We start from the raw sequence: 17,103 nt of genomic DNA on the forward strand, positions 1-17,103 counted from the left end.
GATCTTGCACCTGGCGATTGAAACCGCAGCTACACAAACCAAACCCGTCTGCGCGGGTTTAAAAACCTTGATTCTTGGTTAGTCCGCGTGGTGCGCTACGCGCAGCGCCAGCGCGATAGGCGGACTACTCTCCGAGAAGCCGCTATTGCGTCTACGGTTATATAGCCCCAGAATTCCATTCTGAGGGTTTGGTGCAAGATGTGAGCTAAGGAATATTTAAAGAAACGTTGTCCAAATACTTGGGTACCCCATAGTCAAAAAGATGAGCTAAGCGTATCGCAGAACTGATTGAGCCCGGGCTTATACCAATTTCCCTAATGGCAAAGAACCAAAAATCAACATTGGAGTTGCCTAGAGACGACTCGGCGGATGAGGCAGGGACTTAAGTCCCTGACAGACTTCTTTGTCAAAAATTAATCCCCTTTCATTCCTTTTCCCTTATTCTTCGTGCTTGCCTTCAATGCAGCTTAAATTCTTTCTGTTCTGGCGATACCTCTACAAGTCCTGCTTGTTCGGTTTACCTCTAGTCTTCTTCAGTCTGACTCCCAAACTACTGTACGCTCAGGAAATTGAAACTGGGAAAAATGGAGTGGATGCCACTCTTGCCTTCCCAATATCAAATGGCTTTTTTGATGTAACATTCAACACCCCCCCAGCCCCCCTTAGTAAGGGGGGAGCTATCAAAGAATATGGGTCAGACTCAAACCCAATTGGTATAACCCCCCTTATCAAGGAGAGATTTAAAGTCCCCCTTGATAAGGGGGATTTAGGGGGTGCAAACAGGAAAAAAGAGGGAGAGAGTGGAAATGCAAATACTTCCGAACCAACCTCCTCAATCACCTCAACAGTTCAACCATCTCTCAATCAACAAGAGGAGTTAGAGGTAAGACTTGAAAAGGATGCCGAGGAACAAACAACTCCGATATCCGTTGCCCAAGTGCCACGGGAGGAGCAACCTCCATCCCTCGAACCTCTGCCGGAACAGCAACCCTTACCAACGCAGCCTCCACCTGACCAACTTCTCTCACCCCCCACTCAAGACTCACCTCCTCCAGAATCTACCCCAGAGGAAGCTCCCGCCACACTCGTCGTTGAGCGCTTCGAGTTTGACGGCAATACCGTCTTCAGCGATGCAGAACTGGCAGATAAGCTCAAAAATTACACCAATCGTCGGATTTCTTTTGCCGAACTCCTCCAAGCCCGCTCAGAAATCACCCAATTCTATGTCAAGGAGGGCTACACCACCTCTGGAGCGATCATTCCCCAACAAAAAATCCCCAACCCAGACTCAGCCATTGTGACCATCAAGGTGGTAGAAGGGAGTTTGGAGCAAATTAATATCACGGGGACGCGACGGTTAAGACCCAGTTACATCAGCAGTCGCCTAGCACTTGCCCAGACTAAACCCCTAAACGTCAATAGCTTACTTGAGAAATTGCAACTGCTGCAACTCGACCCGGTGATTGGCAGCTTATCAGCAGATTTGCAGGTTGGAACGCGTCCCGGCACTAATATTCTGCAAGTGCAGGTAACAGAGGCAGACACCTTTGACACCGACTTGACTTTAGATAATTTGCGATCGCCAACTGTCGGCAGCTTCCGCCGTCGAATTGCCCTCAATGAAAACAACCTCTTAGGCTTTGGAGACGCCCTCAGTCTTGGCTACACTAACACAGATGGCAGTAACGGTGGAGATTTCAGGTATACATTTCCCGTTAGTCCTGATGACAGTAAGTTAACCTTTGCGTTTGGGATAACTGATAGTAACGTGATTGAGCGTCCCTTCGATGAACTCGGTATTTCATCCAAATATCACTACTACGAACTCACATTCCGCCATCCCATTATCCGCACTCCCACTGAAGAACTTGCCGTCGGACTCACCTTTTCCCACCAAAGCAGCCAAACCTTCCTGGGCATTGACGATATTGGTGCTTCTCCCCTGAGTGGTCCTTATCCCCTCGCTCCCGGCGCTGATAACGAGGGACGCACTCGTGTGTCTGCACTGCGGTTTATTCAAGAGTGGACGAAGCGCAGTAACCAAGAAGTACTGGCCTTTCGCTCTCAGTTCAGCCTCGGTTTGGATGTTTTGGGTGCCACAATCAACGACGATGGAGAACCTGACAGTCGCTTCTTGGGATGGCGAGGGCAGGGACAATGGGCACGTCTGCTGGCACGGGACACTCTACTGCTGCTAAAAACCGATGCGCAACTATCTGACAATCCGCTGCTGGGACTAGAACAGTTTGGCATTGGGGGACAACAAAGCGTGCGGGGCTATCGGCAGGATTATTTGCTCAAAGATAATGGATTTCTAGTTTCAGCAGAGGTGCGTCTGCCAATTCTCCGAGTTCCTAAAGTCCAAGGAGTGCTGCAAATAGCACCCTTTATTGATGTAGGTACAGGTTGGAGCCACTCAGATATATCAAAAGTTCCCGGTGTTCCCAATACTTTAGTCGGCATTGGAGTGGGTTTGCTGTGGCGGCAGGGAGATAATTTCACAGGTCGTTTAGATTTCGGAATTCCCTTAGTATCGATTGATGAGAGAGACGAAACATGGCAAGAAAACGGCATTTATTTCTCCATTATTTATACACCTTTTTAAGATTTTGGATATTAACTTTTAATGTTTTGATTTTCCATCCAAAATTCCTCAAGCGTCCCGTTAAATATCTTTGCCTAGTCTGCTTATCAGCATGGCTCTGCGTCCTAGGTTTGCCAGCGATCGCCAAAGGGTCAATGCCCAATATTACAGCAATACAAACCCCCCCAAACTACACATCCTGGTTACAAGAAACTAGCGAAGAAATTCCTCCCTTTTTAGGGGAAGTTAGGGCGGCTCTCACCCAGGCGGAAACGGTTGAGCAACAGGCAAAAAACCTGTACCAAGCCGGAAGATATTCAGAGGCTTCACAGTTATTAGAGCAGGCATTTCAGGATTATCAGAAAAAGGGAGATACTATCGGGCAAGCTGTAGTTCTGAGCAATCTTTCTCTTAGCTATCAACACCTGGGAACCTGGGAAGAGGCAAATCAGGCGATCGCGCAAGCCTTGACACTACTCGAACAAGCACCAAAAAATACACCCAGTCGTTCAGCCATTTGGGCACAAGCCTGGGACGTACAGGGAAGTCTGCAACTAGCAGAGGGAAAAGCCGACAAAGCCGTCGAGTCCTGGGAAAAGTCCGCTAAGTTATACACCCAGCTAGGCGATGCTACCCGTGCCACCCGGAGCCGCATTAATCAAGCACAGTCCTTACAGGTATTGGGCTTATATCGTCAAGCAATCTTTACATTAAATAATGTGGAAAATGACCTACAATCCCAACCCGACTCTCTCACCAAAGCGGAGAACTTGAGGAGTTTGGGAGATGCTCTACGCGGGATTGGCCGCTTGGATTGTGAGCCGTCGCAGCAAAACCAAAATTGTGCAAGGAAGGTGCTGAAGAAAAGTCTGGAGATGGCAACACAACTGCGATCGCAACAAGCCATTGCTGCCGCCAACTTAAGTCTGGGTAATGTCGCTTGGGCTGAGAGTCAGATTGCTCGTGAGCAAGGTGAGGATAATCCAGAGCAGTGTCAAGAAGCCAATAAGATGGCTAGGAAAGCATTAGAGTTGTATCAACAGGCAATGGCTGCAGCAATTCCAGCTATTCAAACCCAAGCTCAACTGAACTATCTGCGCTTGCTGGTAGAACTCCAACAGTGGCAGGAGGCACAAAAACTCTATCCCCAGGTACAACAGCAAATTGCTAACCTACCGCCAGGGCGCTCGCAAATTTACGCTCAGGTAAACCTCGCCATTAGTTTAGGAAAACTGAGTACAAAAAATCAAGAAAATGGGACGTTAACCACTCCGGGTGCCCAGGAAATTGACCAAATTCTTACCGTTGCCCTTCAGCAAGCAGAACGTCTCGGAGATACGCGATCGCAAGCTCTAGTATTAGAGGAGCAGGGACAACTCTATGAGCAAACCCAGCAATTACCCCCCGCACAAAACCTGACTCAACAGGCGCTCAATCTATCCCAATCTATTAACGCCTCCGAGATTTCCTATCGGGCAGCATGGCAACTGGGACGTATCTTTAAGGAACAAGGCAAGACTGAGGATGCGATCGCTGCTTACACGGAAGCATACGAAGCACTCAAATCAGTACGCGGTGACCTAGTTGCTACTAATCCAGACGTGCAGTTTTCCTTCCGGAAAAGCGTTGAGCCAGTCTATCGCGAACTTGTGGATCTGCTACTGCAACCCTCTGGTGGCGAAACAGCGCTAACACAGGAAAAACAGGAATCACTTAAGCAAAGCCAGAACAAACAGCAAAATCTGAAGCAAGCAAAACTGAAAAAAGCCCGTGAAGTTCTAGAAGCATTGCAGGTGGCAGAGTTGCAAAACTACTTCCAGCAAGCCTGCAAGGACATCAAGCTAGAACTGGATAAAGTGGTGGATCAAAGAGGGCAAAACGCTCAGAAAGCAGCAGTGATTTACCCGATTATCCTGGACGATCGCCTAGAGGTGATTCTCAAACTGCCTGATCAAGAAGAACTCTACCAATATCCACCCGTCAGGCTGTCCCAGGAACAGTTGAAGCAAACTTTAGATGAATTCCAGAACAACTTGCGGGACGAGTATAAATTCAGGGCAGTCCGGCAAAGTGGTCAAGAAGTATATAACTGGCTGATTAAACCGATTCGCGATCGCTTGGAGTCCAGTGACGTTAAAACCCTAATCTTCATCCAAGACGGTCCCTTACGAGCGATTCCCATGTCCGCACTCTACGATGGCGAGAAATTTCTGGTGGAGGATTATGCTGTTGTGCTGGTACTAGGATGGGAAGTGCGCGATCCTACTCCCCTAGACCGTTCAAACATGAAGGTACTGGCAGCCAGCTTAACCAATCCACCGGAAGGATTTCAGCAGTATGCAATACTACCTAACGTCAACCCTGAGTTAGATGTGATTAAGCAAGCAGGAGTATCCGTTAGCTTTATTCGGGACGAGAACTTCACAAAAGAGGCATTCAACAGAAAGTTAAACCAAGACAATTTCCAAGTCGTGCATCTGGCAACCCACGGTCAATTTGGTGCTGACCCAAACAGCACCTATATATTGACAGCAGACGGTAACATCAAACTCAACCAACTCGATGATATGTTCCGCACTCTCCGAGGAACCCAAGCCAAAGCGATTGACCTACTTATCCTTAGTGCTTGTAGGACAGCCACAGGAAACGATCGCGCCGTCTTGGGAATTGCAGGTACTGCGGTAAGAGCAGGCGCACGTAGCGCGATCGCTGGTTTGTGGAGTTTGGCTGACTCATCTAGCGTAGAGTTCACCGAAACTCTTTATCAAAATCTGGGTCAACCTAATGTCACCAGAGCTGAAGCGCTTCAGAAAGCACAGCTAGCACTCTTGAATAGCGAGAATTACTTCCATCCCCGCTATTGGGCACCATATGTTCTAGTCGGGAGTTGGTTGTAACCTACAAGCGTTATCTTCTTCTCTCCTTGTCTCAGGTGCTTCAGGCTTTAACTCAACGATTGGATTCTGAGTCAAGCCCCGAAGCAAAGCTTGAGGATCGGAATCGACTTTTATGAGCAGTTGCCTCCATTGATCTAAATAATTTGCGGGAGACTGGGCAAGTTGCTCTACGCGATCAAACCAAACATTTGAGCTAGAATCCCCTCTTACTCGTTTGATCCAGCCCGCAACACTAGGATTGGCTGTATTATCGTTTTCATCACAAATAATTCTGAAAACCCAGAAATATTCCTTGTCAGGCTCTAGACTGGCTTCAGTACTGGGTAATGTAACTTTGACAATTCCTGGTTTTTCGGGTAAGGAGAAGACAATTTTTTGTTTTGGATTTTTCAGTACTGAATTCTCGTTTTCATCCAGCAACTCAAACTCTGCGGTGGTCACATTGTAGGTCTGACCATCCTGAGAAGCGACTTTCCAGGCGCGACTAAAGGGTATATAAAACAAGAAGGTAGGACGTTCCTGAGTTGTTAATAGCGGTTGAGCGTCAGCACTACCATCAACTAGAGCGGTGAGTACCTTTTCTGAAACAGCAACGGGACAAGGACTGCGCCCTCCTGCTGGTTGGCTACGAGGGTTCCCCCAGCGTGGTTTTCGTGCTGCTTCGGAAGAAGCCAAAGGGAACCCTACACCAGACAGTAATAATGTAGTGAGCGAACTAGTGAGTAGTATCTGACGGAATAGTGATTGAGTAAGATTCATATACTTTGCGCTCCTATAGTTGAACCTTGATTTAGGGTTTTCGCAGCCGATGGGTAGAATATCCGACACCTACACTTGTTATGACTAAGGCAATTGCTGGAGGAACTAGGGGAATCCAGCCACTTTGGTACGCTAGGACACCATAACAAGTGACATAGAGCAGGACGATTGATGCAATGGCAGCACCTGCTAGGTGAGATACCTGACTTACCCGCCAAACAATGACACCACCCACCAACGACCAACCAAAGATCCACAGGGTTTCGCCCCAATTTGTCCACCACCAAATTAGGGGACGACCATCCAATACACGACTGATCAGTTGACTGGTCATCTGCCCATGCAAAATCACTCCTTGCATTTCTCCATACGGTGTGTTCCACATATCACGCTGAGTTTGGGTATGAGTCAAAGCGGCGAAACCGATTAACACGATGCGATCGCGAATCAGTTCAGCAGGCAACTGGTTTTCCAAAACTTTTTTGAGACTGACAACCTCTGCAAATTCTCTAGCATTGCCCTTGGGAGCACGGAAGTTAATTAATGTCTGGTATCCCAGCAGTTGATTGTCTGCATCTCTATTAGAGTAACCACTCCCATCTCCCGTTAGTGCGGGAATAACAGTATTGCCGAACTGCATTTGCCCGATCTCAATCTCTCCTGATTCTTTTTCTTGGAGCGGAGAGGTGAAAAGCTTCCCTTCAGCCTCCAAGTATTTACGTGCCATCCTCAAGCTAAACGCATCTGTTGTATCGCAATAGTCCGGATCAGGTGGTGTCATCAGAAGCTGACGGCGTGCAAATTTCCCACCTTCGCCTATTGCATTTGCGAACCCAACCCGCTCCATCGGCATCTCTGGTGGTTGACTGACACCTCTATCGAAGCGAGAGTCGCCGGAATTGCCGTTGAAACAAATAGCTATCAAGTTCTGGATCTGCTGCATCCGGGCTGCCACCTCCGGCTTGGCTTTATAGTCCCGAATGATATCTAAGCCAATTAGTCTGGCTTGATGCTGATTCAGAACTTTCAGTAAGTCATCTAGCGCTTCATCTGGGATTGTTCCCTTTCCCGGTTCGTACTTATCATTGAGCAGGTTGATACTGTCTTCATCCACGCCAACAATCAAAAATCGATCATCTAGGGCTTCATTGCCAGGACGTAACCGCAACAAATGGTCATAAGCTGCCAGTTCTGTCCACTGCGTCAGTCCAAACCAACGGACAGCGCAAACCAAGGCGGTAGCAGCCACACTGGTAAGTAGCACGGTACGCGGTTTGACTTTGCGTTTAGGTAATTCTTGACTGGCTTGCAGGTATTGAATCTGAAGCTCTGTCGGAAGGCGTTCTATATTTACTGACTGCGCTAACCACTCCTCGCCTGCTTTCAAATCTTTGCCCCGTAGCAAGAAGCTATCGTCCCGTCCTTCCCGTTCCCACTCCATTGCCTTCAGCAGTAAGCGCGTATGGTTGCGGATATAATCTGGATCGGCATCAAGGATGCGAGTTAGTTCTCCAAAATTGGTGAAAAAGTCGCCGCCGTGATTGTTGAAATCAATCCACTGCAAGCTTGCCAGTACCGGATGCAGCTTTTCTGGGTCAACTTTCTGGTACAGAACCGTCACAATCCGCTTATTCAGCTTTTTGGCGTATTCTACCTCGCGATCGCAGTAAGCTGAATTGATCGAACTGGGGGAAATAATGAACAGAAAATTATTGGAACTTTCGATTCCCTTGAAAATTTCCCGTTCAAAGTCTTCGCCAGAAGCAATACTTTCCTGGTCGAACCAGGTGGTTTTATTCTGAATTTGCAGCCCGTTGTTGAGTTGACGGGCGAATTCAGAATCTTTTCGGGAGTAGGAGATAAAAACGTCTAAGGCAGCTTCTGGGGGTTGTTTTAGACTTTCGGCAATGAATTCTTCCTGTACAACTGTAGGTGGGTGCTGTGATAGCGAAGCACCGCCGCCTTTGGCAGATCGCACCTTTGCCCCTTTCAACCAAGCTTCTGTAAGGCGGAGATTAAAGCCTCGCAGCAGAATACTAGGATTGCGTTTCTGCCGCTGCCACTTCAGAGCCTTTGCCAGCAATAGCTTGTGCTGTTCGTAGTAGGTGGCCTCCTCTCGCAAGATCTGGATGAGCTTAGAAATATGGGCGTGATATTTCGACTCGTCTTGGTCTTGTGGGCATTCGATAAACTGGATGGTACGCAGTTCTGGAAAAATCTGCTCTGGGTCAACCTCCTCAATCAAGAGGGGAATGATGCGTTTATTCAACGACCTTGCATAGGACAGTTCCTTAATGCAGTATGCAGATTTCAGCGACGCTGGGGACATCAAATAAACAATATTATCCGTCTGTTCAATGCCCCAGTTAATCACTTCTCGATACTCAACCCCGCTTTTAATATCAGTTGTGTTTGTCCAGACTGTCATCCCCTCTCGCATCAGGGTTCTAGCAACCTTGTGCATGAACGCTCTGTCCTCGTCCGCATAGGAGAGAAATACCTGAGTCATCAGGTTTTCAGCGTTCTTGGTACTTTCGCAAATGAACTCGCAATGCAGATCGGTTGGTTCACAGGGAGGTTGTTTATCTTTAAACCTGAATTGGAGCCAGGTTTCTGCTTTTAGCCGTTCTGCTCCAACTAGCAGATAGCGAGACTGTTTTTGATGCTTTTTCCATTCGAGTGCTTTTGCTAAAAAGTAGGTGTGCTGATGAACATAGTCGCGATCGCGTTCAAATATCTCCAACAATCCGGCGAAGGATTTCTCGAAGTCATCAATACCCTCCCGCATATAAACCCAGTTAATTTTGCCGATTACTGGATGCATATTCGGAAAGCTAGAGTGTTTACCTTTTGACTGGTAATTTTCCCACTCACTGAAGGGGCGACCAGGATTGCGCTGTTGCCAGGTTTCCAGGCTAATTTGCTCTACATGCAATAGGGGAATAATTCGTTTATTGCGTTGCAGTGCTAGTTCAATTTCTAGACCACAATAGGGTGAGTTAATGGAGTGGGGAGCAATGATGAATAAAAAGCTGTCTGACTTCTCAAGTCCATCGTCAATCTGCTTCTGATAGTCAACACCGAGAGGTATGTCGTTTTGGTCAAACCAAACCTTAAATCCTTTTTCAAGGAGTCGAGCATAGAGTTGAGTTGCAAAGACCTTACTATCTGCTCGTCCATAGGAGATAAACGCATCCTGGAAATCGTTCATCTTTAATTTTTGTTGTTTGATAGTTTTAAATAGGAGTTATACTTCGCACAAGAATAACTTGCGCTTTGCGGAACTGCCACATTTGGGTACACTGCACACAAGGAGCTGCTTGGAGAATAGACTTTGTTGTGATCAGGGCTTACGCACTGAGTGCAAGATTACGTTATTCTGAGCAATAGCATTCGCGCACCGGCTCTACAGGAGCTGGAATCTCAAGCCCTTGAACTGGCTCATGCGGTGCGTAGATCCTATATTTTTTTTAACGCACCTCTTAGGAAAAGCAACAACAAAATAGGTAGAATCTACGTCAATACTAAAAATTAGCCGTAGTTACCTATCAAGGAGGCGCTCAACATGCATTTATCAGCCAAACTCCGTCGTTACTTTTGGTTAGCCTTAATATTGATGATTTTTGTAATTGTGTCTGGTTCTGGTAACACTTCAACAGCACAGCAGTTACAGCAAACTCAGCCAGTATCAGAACAATCAGCACAAGAGTTTAGGCAAAATTTGCGACTGTGGACACAGCAAGATATCGTTAACTATCGCTACACGCTGAGTGTCAGTTGTTTTTGCCTAACTGAAGTTACCCAACCAGTGATAGTTGAAGTACGTAACGCTGAATTTGCCTCGGTTGTCGCTGCTGAGAGTGGTCAACCCGTAAATCCAGAATTCTTTCAAGAATATAATTCGATTCGCAAGCTTTTTGAGGTTATACAAGATGCGATTGACCAGAAAGCAGACTACCTTTTGGTCAACTACGACCCTAACCTAGGTTACCCAACTCAGATTAATATTGATTACAGTGCCCAGATAGCCGATGAAGAAAAGTTTCTTACAATTGAGAACTTGGAGGCAATTGAATAGATAATTAGGGAAATACTACCTCATGAGAATTCTGGGATAGGTCGATAACTATCGCTCTTTAATCACCTTGAGGTAAAACCTTAAATCTTTGTGAGGTGTATCCTCGAAAAATCGTCGATTTATCCTAGACTAAAGAAAGGAAGAAAGAAAACTGTACTCTTCAAAACTACTGCAAGTGTTGTTCTAAATCAACAATTTGTTGGTCAAATTCAGTAATAAATTATTGAGGATGAAAGCTGAATTTCAATACGACAAACGCCACTACACTTGTAGTCTCTCTCAATTTGGTTCCTGCCAGGAATTAAGAATTAAGAACCCTGATGGTTTAGTTTTAGCTGTTAAACAAGGATATAAAACTGGTTTACTGGGCAAAAAACGCGAAGAAGCTAAACAAGTTGATATCTCTCAGCCACGTTTTGATAACCTTATCCAGGCTGCCATCAAAGCCTTACAGTTGGAGGAACTAAAACAGAAATTTGGCGAAAAAAATCAAGAAATTACTAATCTTCATCGCCAGATTTACATTCTTAAGCAAGAATTTGGTCCTATATCAAACCAACATATGCAACAACTTCAAGAACGTTACACTTTTCTTGAAGGTAGAGAAAAAGAAATTAAACAAAGAGAAGCTCTGGCGGCTCAGTTGCAGTCTAAGCTAATTGATGGATGCTCTCCATCTTTTTCTGAAGTAATCACCACTAAAATTGTCGAAGAAATTGGTAATAAAGCTTGGGCAAATTTAAACTATTCAAGCAAGAGAGAACTATCCTACTCCTACGAACAATATAAGTTACTTAGCACAAACAATTCTCAAACTTCTTTGACTGACTACTCAGAAGCTGCTATCGGACTTTGCCTTGTGGCAGAACGAGAAGTTATTCTTCCTTTTTTCAAAAACTTATACAAATTCATGCTTAAAAATAGACTTTTACCCTTAAGCTTGCTTAGTTTTGAAATAGGAGGAATTCCCCTAGAAGCCCAAGGTAAATACACAATCGGAGATTTACCTCCCTTACTGTCTGATAAATGGAAAATTCTCAGGGAAGATTACTTAAAACAATCCCAAAGACCAAACCGTAGTGACATGTACGATATAGTAGCTGTCAAGAATCGGGTTAGTCAACGCGATCGCCAACTTGTTAAACACTTCCTTCTACAGTGGTCAAATCCGTTATCGAGTTGGTTGGCAACTGGAGAACCTGTGGCTTCTATCTTAGATCAAATTAGACAACTTTGCGATCGCATTGCTGACCCACCACAGGTGTTATATCTGTGGCAATTCCGAAAATTATGGTCACTAATTATTGGAGGAATGTCTCGAAAAGGTATCTTACAAAAGATTTACACTGACTGAAATGCGGTTCAGTTTAACTATTTACCGAGATTTCACTCCTGCTAGTAGCTTGACATCGGAACTTTGACTGATGCGGTTAGGATTAGGCATTGCTTATTTTTATTCATCGACTTGCCAAGATGCTGCAAAAGGCAATAGTGCCAAAGTACAAGAACACCACTGACCAGAAACAGGCACTCCCAGCTTCTGACACTGACCACCATTGCGGCCCTGAGTTTTATAGAACTGACAACACCGACAAACTGAAGGGGATGAGGAAAGTTTACTATCAGTTTTCTGAGGAAAAATAGTCTGAGTCTGTTGCAGTTCAGGTTCGATGCTAACTGATGTCATTGCCGAACAATTCCTTCCTAGCGAAGAGTGTTTCTACGAAAGCGGAATAATAGAGCTAGAAATCCAATAAAGTTGGAGACTAGCAAGGAGACCCTAATCTACTGTAGATTACTGGAGATACTGTAGTTATCTTAATAACATAATCTCATGGTTCTGGCGAAACAGCAATAGCGAAAACTCAATCAATAAGCCGTCATGACAATAGACCTCGATTGCCAAAATTCCGATAGTAAAATTCGGCTGATATCCTTGATTACTCAAGGATTTTGCCTATGTGTCCCTTGCCAAACCCTAAAAATTTTGAACAATAATGTAAAAAGATTTAAGGTGTTGCATCTTTTTACTGATACCTAGCTCACATCTCTATATTTAGAAGCAGTTCATGAACATTCCCTTCCTCACTCGCCTCCATAGCCCAGAACGTCCTGTCCTTGTTTTTGATGGCGCAATGGGAACCTCTCTACAAATGCAAGATCTCACTGCTGAGGACTTTGGTGGTCCAGAGTATGAGGGATGTAACGAGTATTTAGTACACACCAAACCAGAAGCTGTTGAGAAAGTGCATCGCCGCTTTCTCGAAGTTGGTGCAGATGTCATTGAAACAGACACCTTTGGCGCTGCCTCAATCGTCCTAGCCGAATATAACCTGGCAGATCAAGCATATTACCTCAATCATCAAGCCGCTCAATTAGCCAAGCGCGTCGCAGCGGAATTCTCTACACCGGAAAAGCCCAGGTTTGTTGCTGGTTCTATCGGGCCTACCACTAAACTGCCAACTTTAGGGCATATTGATTTTGACACCATGCAAGCCTCCTTTGCCGAACAAGCACAGGGACTGTATGACGGCGGGGTTGACTTGTTCATTGTGGAAACTTGCCAGGATGTGCTGCAAATCAAAGCAGCACTTAATGGTATAGAAGAAATATTTCAGCGCCATGGGGAACGACGCCCAGTAATGGTTTCCATCACCATGGAAGTTATGGGTACAATGCTGGTGGGTTCGGAGATTAGTGCGGCGCTAACGATTTTAGAACCTTACCACATCGATATTCTTGGTCTTAATTGCGCTACAGGGCCAGACAAGATGAAGGAACATATTAAATATTTGTCTGAGCATTCCCCTTTCGTAGTTTCCTGTATTCCCAACGCTGGATTACCGGAAAACATCGGTGGTCAAGCTCACTATAAGCTAACACCAATGGAACTGCGGATGGCTCTGATGCACTTTGTGGAAGATTTAGGTGTGCAGGTGATTGGTGGCTGTTGCGGTACTCGCCCTGAGCATATTCAACAATTAGCAGAAGTTGCCAAAACTCTGAAGCCAAAAGAGCGGCATCCCAATTATGAACCCTCGGCAGCATCAATTTACAGTGCTCAACCTTATGAGCAGGATAACTCTTTCCTGATTGTTGGTGAAAGACTCAATGCCAGTGGTTCCAAAAAATGCCGCACCCTTCTCAATAATGAAGACTGGGATGGGTTGGTGTCTTTAGCAAAATCCCAAGTAAAAGAAGGTGCTCATGTTCTCGATGTCAACGTAGACTATGTGGGGCGTGACGGGGAACGGGATATGCATGAATTAGTGTCGCGCCTAGTAACTAACGTGACATTACCCTTGATGCTGGACTCCACAGAGTGGCAAAAAATGGAGGCAGGGTTAAAAGTAGCCGGGGGTAAATGTATCCTCAACTCTACTAACTATGAGGACGGAGAGGAGCGTTTCTTAAAGGTACTAGAATTAGCGAAAAAGTACGGTGCAGGCGTGGTAATTGGCACCATTGATGAAGAGGGAATGGCACGGACGGCCGATCGGAAATTTGCCATTGCCCAACGCGCCTACAGGCACGCGGTAGAATATGGTATTCCGCCCCATGAAATATTTTTTGACACCCTAGCGCTGCCGATTTCTACGGGTATTGAAGAAGATCGGGAAAATGGCAAAGCGACGATTGAAGCAATTCGCCGCATTCGTCAAGAATTGCCGGGATGTCACATTATGCTGGGTGTTTCTAATATCTCATTTGGACTTAATCCAGCGGCACGAATAGTACTCAATTCGATGTTCCTCAATGAAGCAATGCAAGTGGGGATGGATGGAGCAATTGTTAGTGCAAATAAGATTTTACCTTTGGCAAAAATTGAGCCAGAACATCAAGAAATTTGCCGGAAACTCATTTATGATCAACGTCAGTTTACAGGTGATATTTGTACTTATGATCCTTTAGGAGAACTAACAACACTCTTTGAAGGAAAAACTACAAAACGCGACCGCTCCCAAGACGAAAACCTCCCTGTAGAAGAACGCCTCAAGCGCCATATTATTGATGGTGAACGCATTGGTTTAGAAGAACAACTCACTAAAGCTTTAGAAAAATATCCGCCATTAGAAATTATTAATACGTTTTTGCTGGATGGTATGAAAGTTGTAGGAGAACTCTTTGGTTCTGGGCAAATGCAATTACCTTTTGTGTTGCAATCAGCAGAAACAATGAAGACGGCTGTAGCTTATTTAGAGCCGTTAATGGAAAAAGAAGAAGCAGGCAATAATGGCAAAGGAACGGTAATCATTGCCACGGTTAAAGGAGATGTTCACGATATTGGCAAAAATCTGGTAGATATTATCCTTTCTAATAATGGCTATAAGGTAGTAAATTTAGGTATTAAACAGCCAGTAGATAACATTGTTAATGCTTATAAAGAACACAATGCTGACTGTATTGCTATGAGTGGTTTATTGGTGAAGTCTACGGCTTTTATGAAGGATAACCTGGAGACTTTTAACCAGCAAGGGATAACAGTGCCAGTAATTTTAGGTGGTGCTGCCCTGACACCAAAGTTTGTACACGAGGATTGTCAGAATGCTTATCAAGGCAAGGTAATTTACGGAAAAGATGCTTTCTCTGACTTGCATTTTATGGATAAGTTGATGCCGGCAAAAGTTGCTGGTGAGTGGGATAATTTGCGGGGGTTTTTGCAGGAAGTAGAGGCACAAATCCAAGAAGAATCGAAGGTTGAAAGTTCCACAGAAAACCTATCCCACACACAACCAGCCAATCCGCAACCTGTACCGCCCCAAGATACTCGCCGTTCCGAAGCAGTCGCCTTGGATATTGAACGGCCTACTCCTCCTTTCTGGGGTACTCAGATATTGCAACCTGGGGATATCCTATTAGAGGAGATTTTCTGGTATCTAGATTTACAGGCGACTATTGCTGGTCAGTGGCAATTCCGTAAGCCTCAAGGCCAATCGCGAGAGGAGTATGAGGAGTTTCTCGCTGAGAAGGTTTATCCGATTCTAGAGGATTGGAAGGGGCGGATTTTGGAGGAGAAACTCTTGCATCCTCAGGTAGTTTATGGGTATTTTCCTTGTCAGGCTGAGGGCAATTCGTTGTATGTATATCAGCCACAGGGAATGAATAACTCCCAGCAAGGGACTACTGAGGGGTTACAGGAGGTGACTAGCTTTGAGTTCCCACGGCAAAAGTCGGGACGACGCTTGTGTATTGCTGATTTTTATGCGACTAGGGAGTCTGGTGTGTTGGATGTCTTCCCAATGCAGGCGGTGACAATGGGGGAAATTGCCACGGAGTATGCGCAAAAGTTATTTGCAGATAACCAATATACGGATTATCTGTATTTCCACGGCTTAGCAGTACAGACGGCTGAAGCTTTGGCTGAGTGGGTACATGCGCGAATTCGTCGAGAGTTAGGCTTTGGCAATCAGGAGCCTGATAATATTCGGGATGTATTGGCGCAGCGGTATCAAGGTTCAAGGTACAGTTTCGGTTATCCAGCTTGTCCAAATATGCAGGATCAATACAAGCAGCTGGAGTTATTAGGATGCGATCGCATTAATCTTTATATGGATGAGAGTGAGCAGTTGTATCCTGAACAGTCCACAACTGCGATTGTGGCTTATCACCCGGTGGCAAGGTACTTCAGTGCTTAAGGAGTAGTAAGGGAAATTGGCTTCTCACAAGTTGCCAGTTTCCCTTACTAGTTATCTCAATAGATTTCTATTCCTGTTCTGCCAGTTTCTCTTTAGAATCACCCCAGTAGGCGCTGTAAGTCCAAACTTCGTCGTTACCTTTCGTTTCTAGTGACCATCGATAAACTGCTGATTTTGGGTTAACGCCAATCTCCAGCAGTTTTGCGCCCATATAGTACTCCATCTGGCGTTTTGTCATGTCCTTAGCGCCGCTAGGCTGATTTTTGCTGATTGTTTTGGACATATGGGCTTGTGTATGTCTTGCCATCTTTCTTAATGTTTTATATCTAATTGCCTTAACCTCATATTTGATTATGGATGATGAGAGTAAGAAGCTGTATCCTAAACAGAAGGCAATGGCGATTAATCCTGGTCAGTTAATGGCAAGATAGTTCAAAACCTGGTCATGTTACGTAGAATTTTTCTAGAGCGAAGCGCTGGTTTCCTAGGGTTGATGGCACTGCCCCTAACTGCTTGCCAAGAGAGAACTGATGGCATTCTTCAAGATAGCAATAGCTCAACTATTAATCAGTCACCAACACCAATTAGCAATATGAAACTTGAGAGTACCGCTTTTGAGGCTGATGGCTTGATTCCTGCTAAATACACCTGCGATGGTCAAGACATCTCACCACCCCTAGCTTGGGAGGAACCGCCAGCTAGAACTGAAAGTTTTGCCTTTATTTGTGATGACCCCGACGCGCCACTGCGTACTTTTGTCCACTGGGTTCTCTACGATTTACCAGTAGATATTCGTCAGTTGCCCGAAGGCGTACCGGGTGAACCAATGTTATCAGGTGGGGGAGTTCAGGGAAAAAGTGACTTTGACAAGCTGGGTTATGGTGGACCTTGCCCTCCGAGTGGCGTACATCGTTACTTTTTCAAAGTTTACGCCCTCAGTCGGCAGCTAGGTTTAAAACCTGGTGCCACTAAAGCTCAGTTACAGGCAGCTATGGAGGGTTACATTCTCGGTTCGTCAGAATTAATCGGGCGCTACTCACGGCAGCGCTAATCTATTCTGTTCTGTACCTAAATAAATATTGCTTTGGCTTAGATCAATAATTTTTCTTATAGAACCCATTTGGTATCTTTACATTCTCCGGTATAATA

The 17,103-nt window shown here is 45.4% G+C and carries 10 protein-coding genes; 6 read left to right on the top strand and 4 right to left on the bottom strand.

From position 1 onward, the window contains the following. Positions 1-460 precede the first annotated feature (460 nt). Entirely contained in the window at positions 461-2,605 is a 2,145-nt protein-coding gene (locus ACT7WV_RS11725; RefSeq protein WP_445103064.1) for a ShlB/FhaC/HecB family hemolysin secretion/activation protein, read from the top strand. Then, positions 2,557-5,481: a CHAT domain-containing protein gene (locus ACT7WV_RS11730; RefSeq protein ID WP_445103065.1), complete on the top strand. Its 2,925-nt coding sequence runs from the start codon at positions 2,557-2,559 to the stop codon at positions 5,479-5,481. The genes ACT7WV_RS11725 and ACT7WV_RS11730 overlap by 49 nt, the downstream gene beginning before the upstream one ends. On the opposite strand, the gene ACT7WV_RS11735 is transcribed toward ACT7WV_RS11730, so the two are convergent. Continuing rightward, on the bottom strand, positions 5,461-6,240 hold the full coding sequence (locus ACT7WV_RS11735) for a DUF928 domain-containing protein (protein ID WP_445103066.1): 780 nt from the start codon (positions 6,238-6,240) through the stop codon (positions 5,461-5,463). The genes ACT7WV_RS11730 and ACT7WV_RS11735 overlap by 21 nt on opposite strands. 31 nt (positions 6,241-6,271) lie before the next feature. Beyond that, positions 6,272-9,451, bottom strand: a complete 3,180-nt coding sequence (locus ACT7WV_RS11740; RefSeq protein ID WP_445103067.1) for a TIR domain-containing protein — start codon at positions 9,449-9,451, stop codon at positions 6,272-6,274. Positions 9,452-9,805: 354 nt separating this feature from the next. Here ACT7WV_RS11740 and ACT7WV_RS11745 point away from each other — a divergent pair, with 354 nt between their 5' ends. Together ACT7WV_RS11745 and ACT7WV_RS11750 are read left to right on the top strand one after the other, a co-directional pair. Further along, positions 9,806-10,318, top strand: coding sequence for a DUF6174 domain-containing protein (locus ACT7WV_RS11745; protein WP_445103068.1), 513 nt, complete (start codon positions 9,806-9,808; stop codon positions 10,316-10,318). Between the two features lie 229 nt (positions 10,319-10,547). Then, positions 10,548-11,672: a hypothetical protein gene (locus tag ACT7WV_RS11750; RefSeq protein WP_445103069.1), complete on the top strand. Its 1,125-nt coding sequence runs from the start codon at positions 10,548-10,550 to the stop codon at positions 11,670-11,672. A 99-nt stretch (positions 11,673-11,771) separates the two neighbouring features. Here the strand turns inward: ACT7WV_RS11750 and ACT7WV_RS11755 are convergent, their stop codons facing one another. Next, the gene (locus tag ACT7WV_RS11755; protein WP_445103070.1) at positions 11,772-12,005 is read right to left on the bottom strand and encodes a hypothetical protein; all 234 of its coding nucleotides are present in this window, start codon (positions 12,003-12,005) and stop codon (positions 11,772-11,774) included. 382 nt (positions 12,006-12,387) lie between these two features. Here ACT7WV_RS11755 and metH point away from each other — a divergent pair, with 382 nt between their 5' ends. Then, entirely contained in the window at positions 12,388-15,954 is a 3,567-nt protein-coding gene (gene metH, locus ACT7WV_RS11760; RefSeq protein ID WP_445103071.1) for a methionine synthase, read from the top strand. Between the two features lie 67 nt (positions 15,955-16,021). Here the strand turns inward: metH and ACT7WV_RS11765 are convergent, their stop codons facing one another. Next, positions 16,022-16,261 carry a hypothetical protein gene (locus ACT7WV_RS11765; protein ID WP_445103072.1) on the bottom strand — a complete coding sequence of 80 codons (240 nt, stop codon included), beginning with the start codon at positions 16,259-16,261 and terminating at the stop codon, positions 16,022-16,024. A gap of 138 nt (positions 16,262-16,399) precedes the next feature. On the opposite strand from ACT7WV_RS11765, the gene ACT7WV_RS11770 reads away from it, so the two are divergent. Further along, positions 16,400-17,005, top strand: a complete 606-nt coding sequence (locus ACT7WV_RS11770; protein ID WP_445103073.1) for a YbhB/YbcL family Raf kinase inhibitor-like protein — start codon at positions 16,400-16,402, stop codon at positions 17,003-17,005. The last annotated feature ends 98 nt before the right edge of the window (positions 17,006-17,103 follow it).

The sequence above is a fragment of the Symploca atlantica LB2515 genome (assembly GCF_052546295.1).

Bases quoted from the DNA above. Each gene is read 5' to 3' on its own strand.
- ACT7WV_RS11725 (WP_445103064.1), top strand. From the start codon at position 461: ATGCAGCTTAAATTCTTTCTGTTCTGGCGATACCTCTACAAGTCCTGC.
- ACT7WV_RS11740 (WP_445103067.1), bottom strand. From the start codon at position 9,451: ATGAACGATTTCCAGGATGCGTTTATCTCCTATGGACGAGCAGATAGT.
- ACT7WV_RS11750 (WP_445103069.1), top strand. From the start codon at position 10,548: ATGAAAGCTGAATTTCAATACGACAAACGCCACTACACTTGTAGTCTC.
- ACT7WV_RS11735 (WP_445103066.1), bottom strand. From the start codon at position 6,240: ATGAATCTTACTCAATCACTATTCCGTCAGATACTACTCACTAGTTCG.
- ACT7WV_RS11730 (WP_445103065.1), top strand. From the start codon at position 2,557: ATGGCAAGAAAACGGCATTTATTTCTCCATTATTTATACACCTTTTTA.
- ACT7WV_RS11745 (WP_445103068.1), top strand. From the start codon at position 9,806: ATGCATTTATCAGCCAAACTCCGTCGTTACTTTTGGTTAGCCTTAATA.
- metH (WP_445103071.1), top strand. From the start codon at position 12,388: ATGAACATTCCCTTCCTCACTCGCCTCCATAGCCCAGAACGTCCTGTC.
- ACT7WV_RS11755 (WP_445103070.1), bottom strand. From the start codon at position 12,005: ATGACATCAGTTAGCATCGAACCTGAACTGCAACAGACTCAGACTATT.
- ACT7WV_RS11765 (WP_445103072.1), bottom strand. From the start codon at position 16,261: ATGGCAAGACATACACAAGCCCATATGTCCAAAACAATCAGCAAAAAT.
- ACT7WV_RS11770 (WP_445103073.1), top strand. From the start codon at position 16,400: ATGTTACGTAGAATTTTTCTAGAGCGAAGCGCTGGTTTCCTAGGGTTG.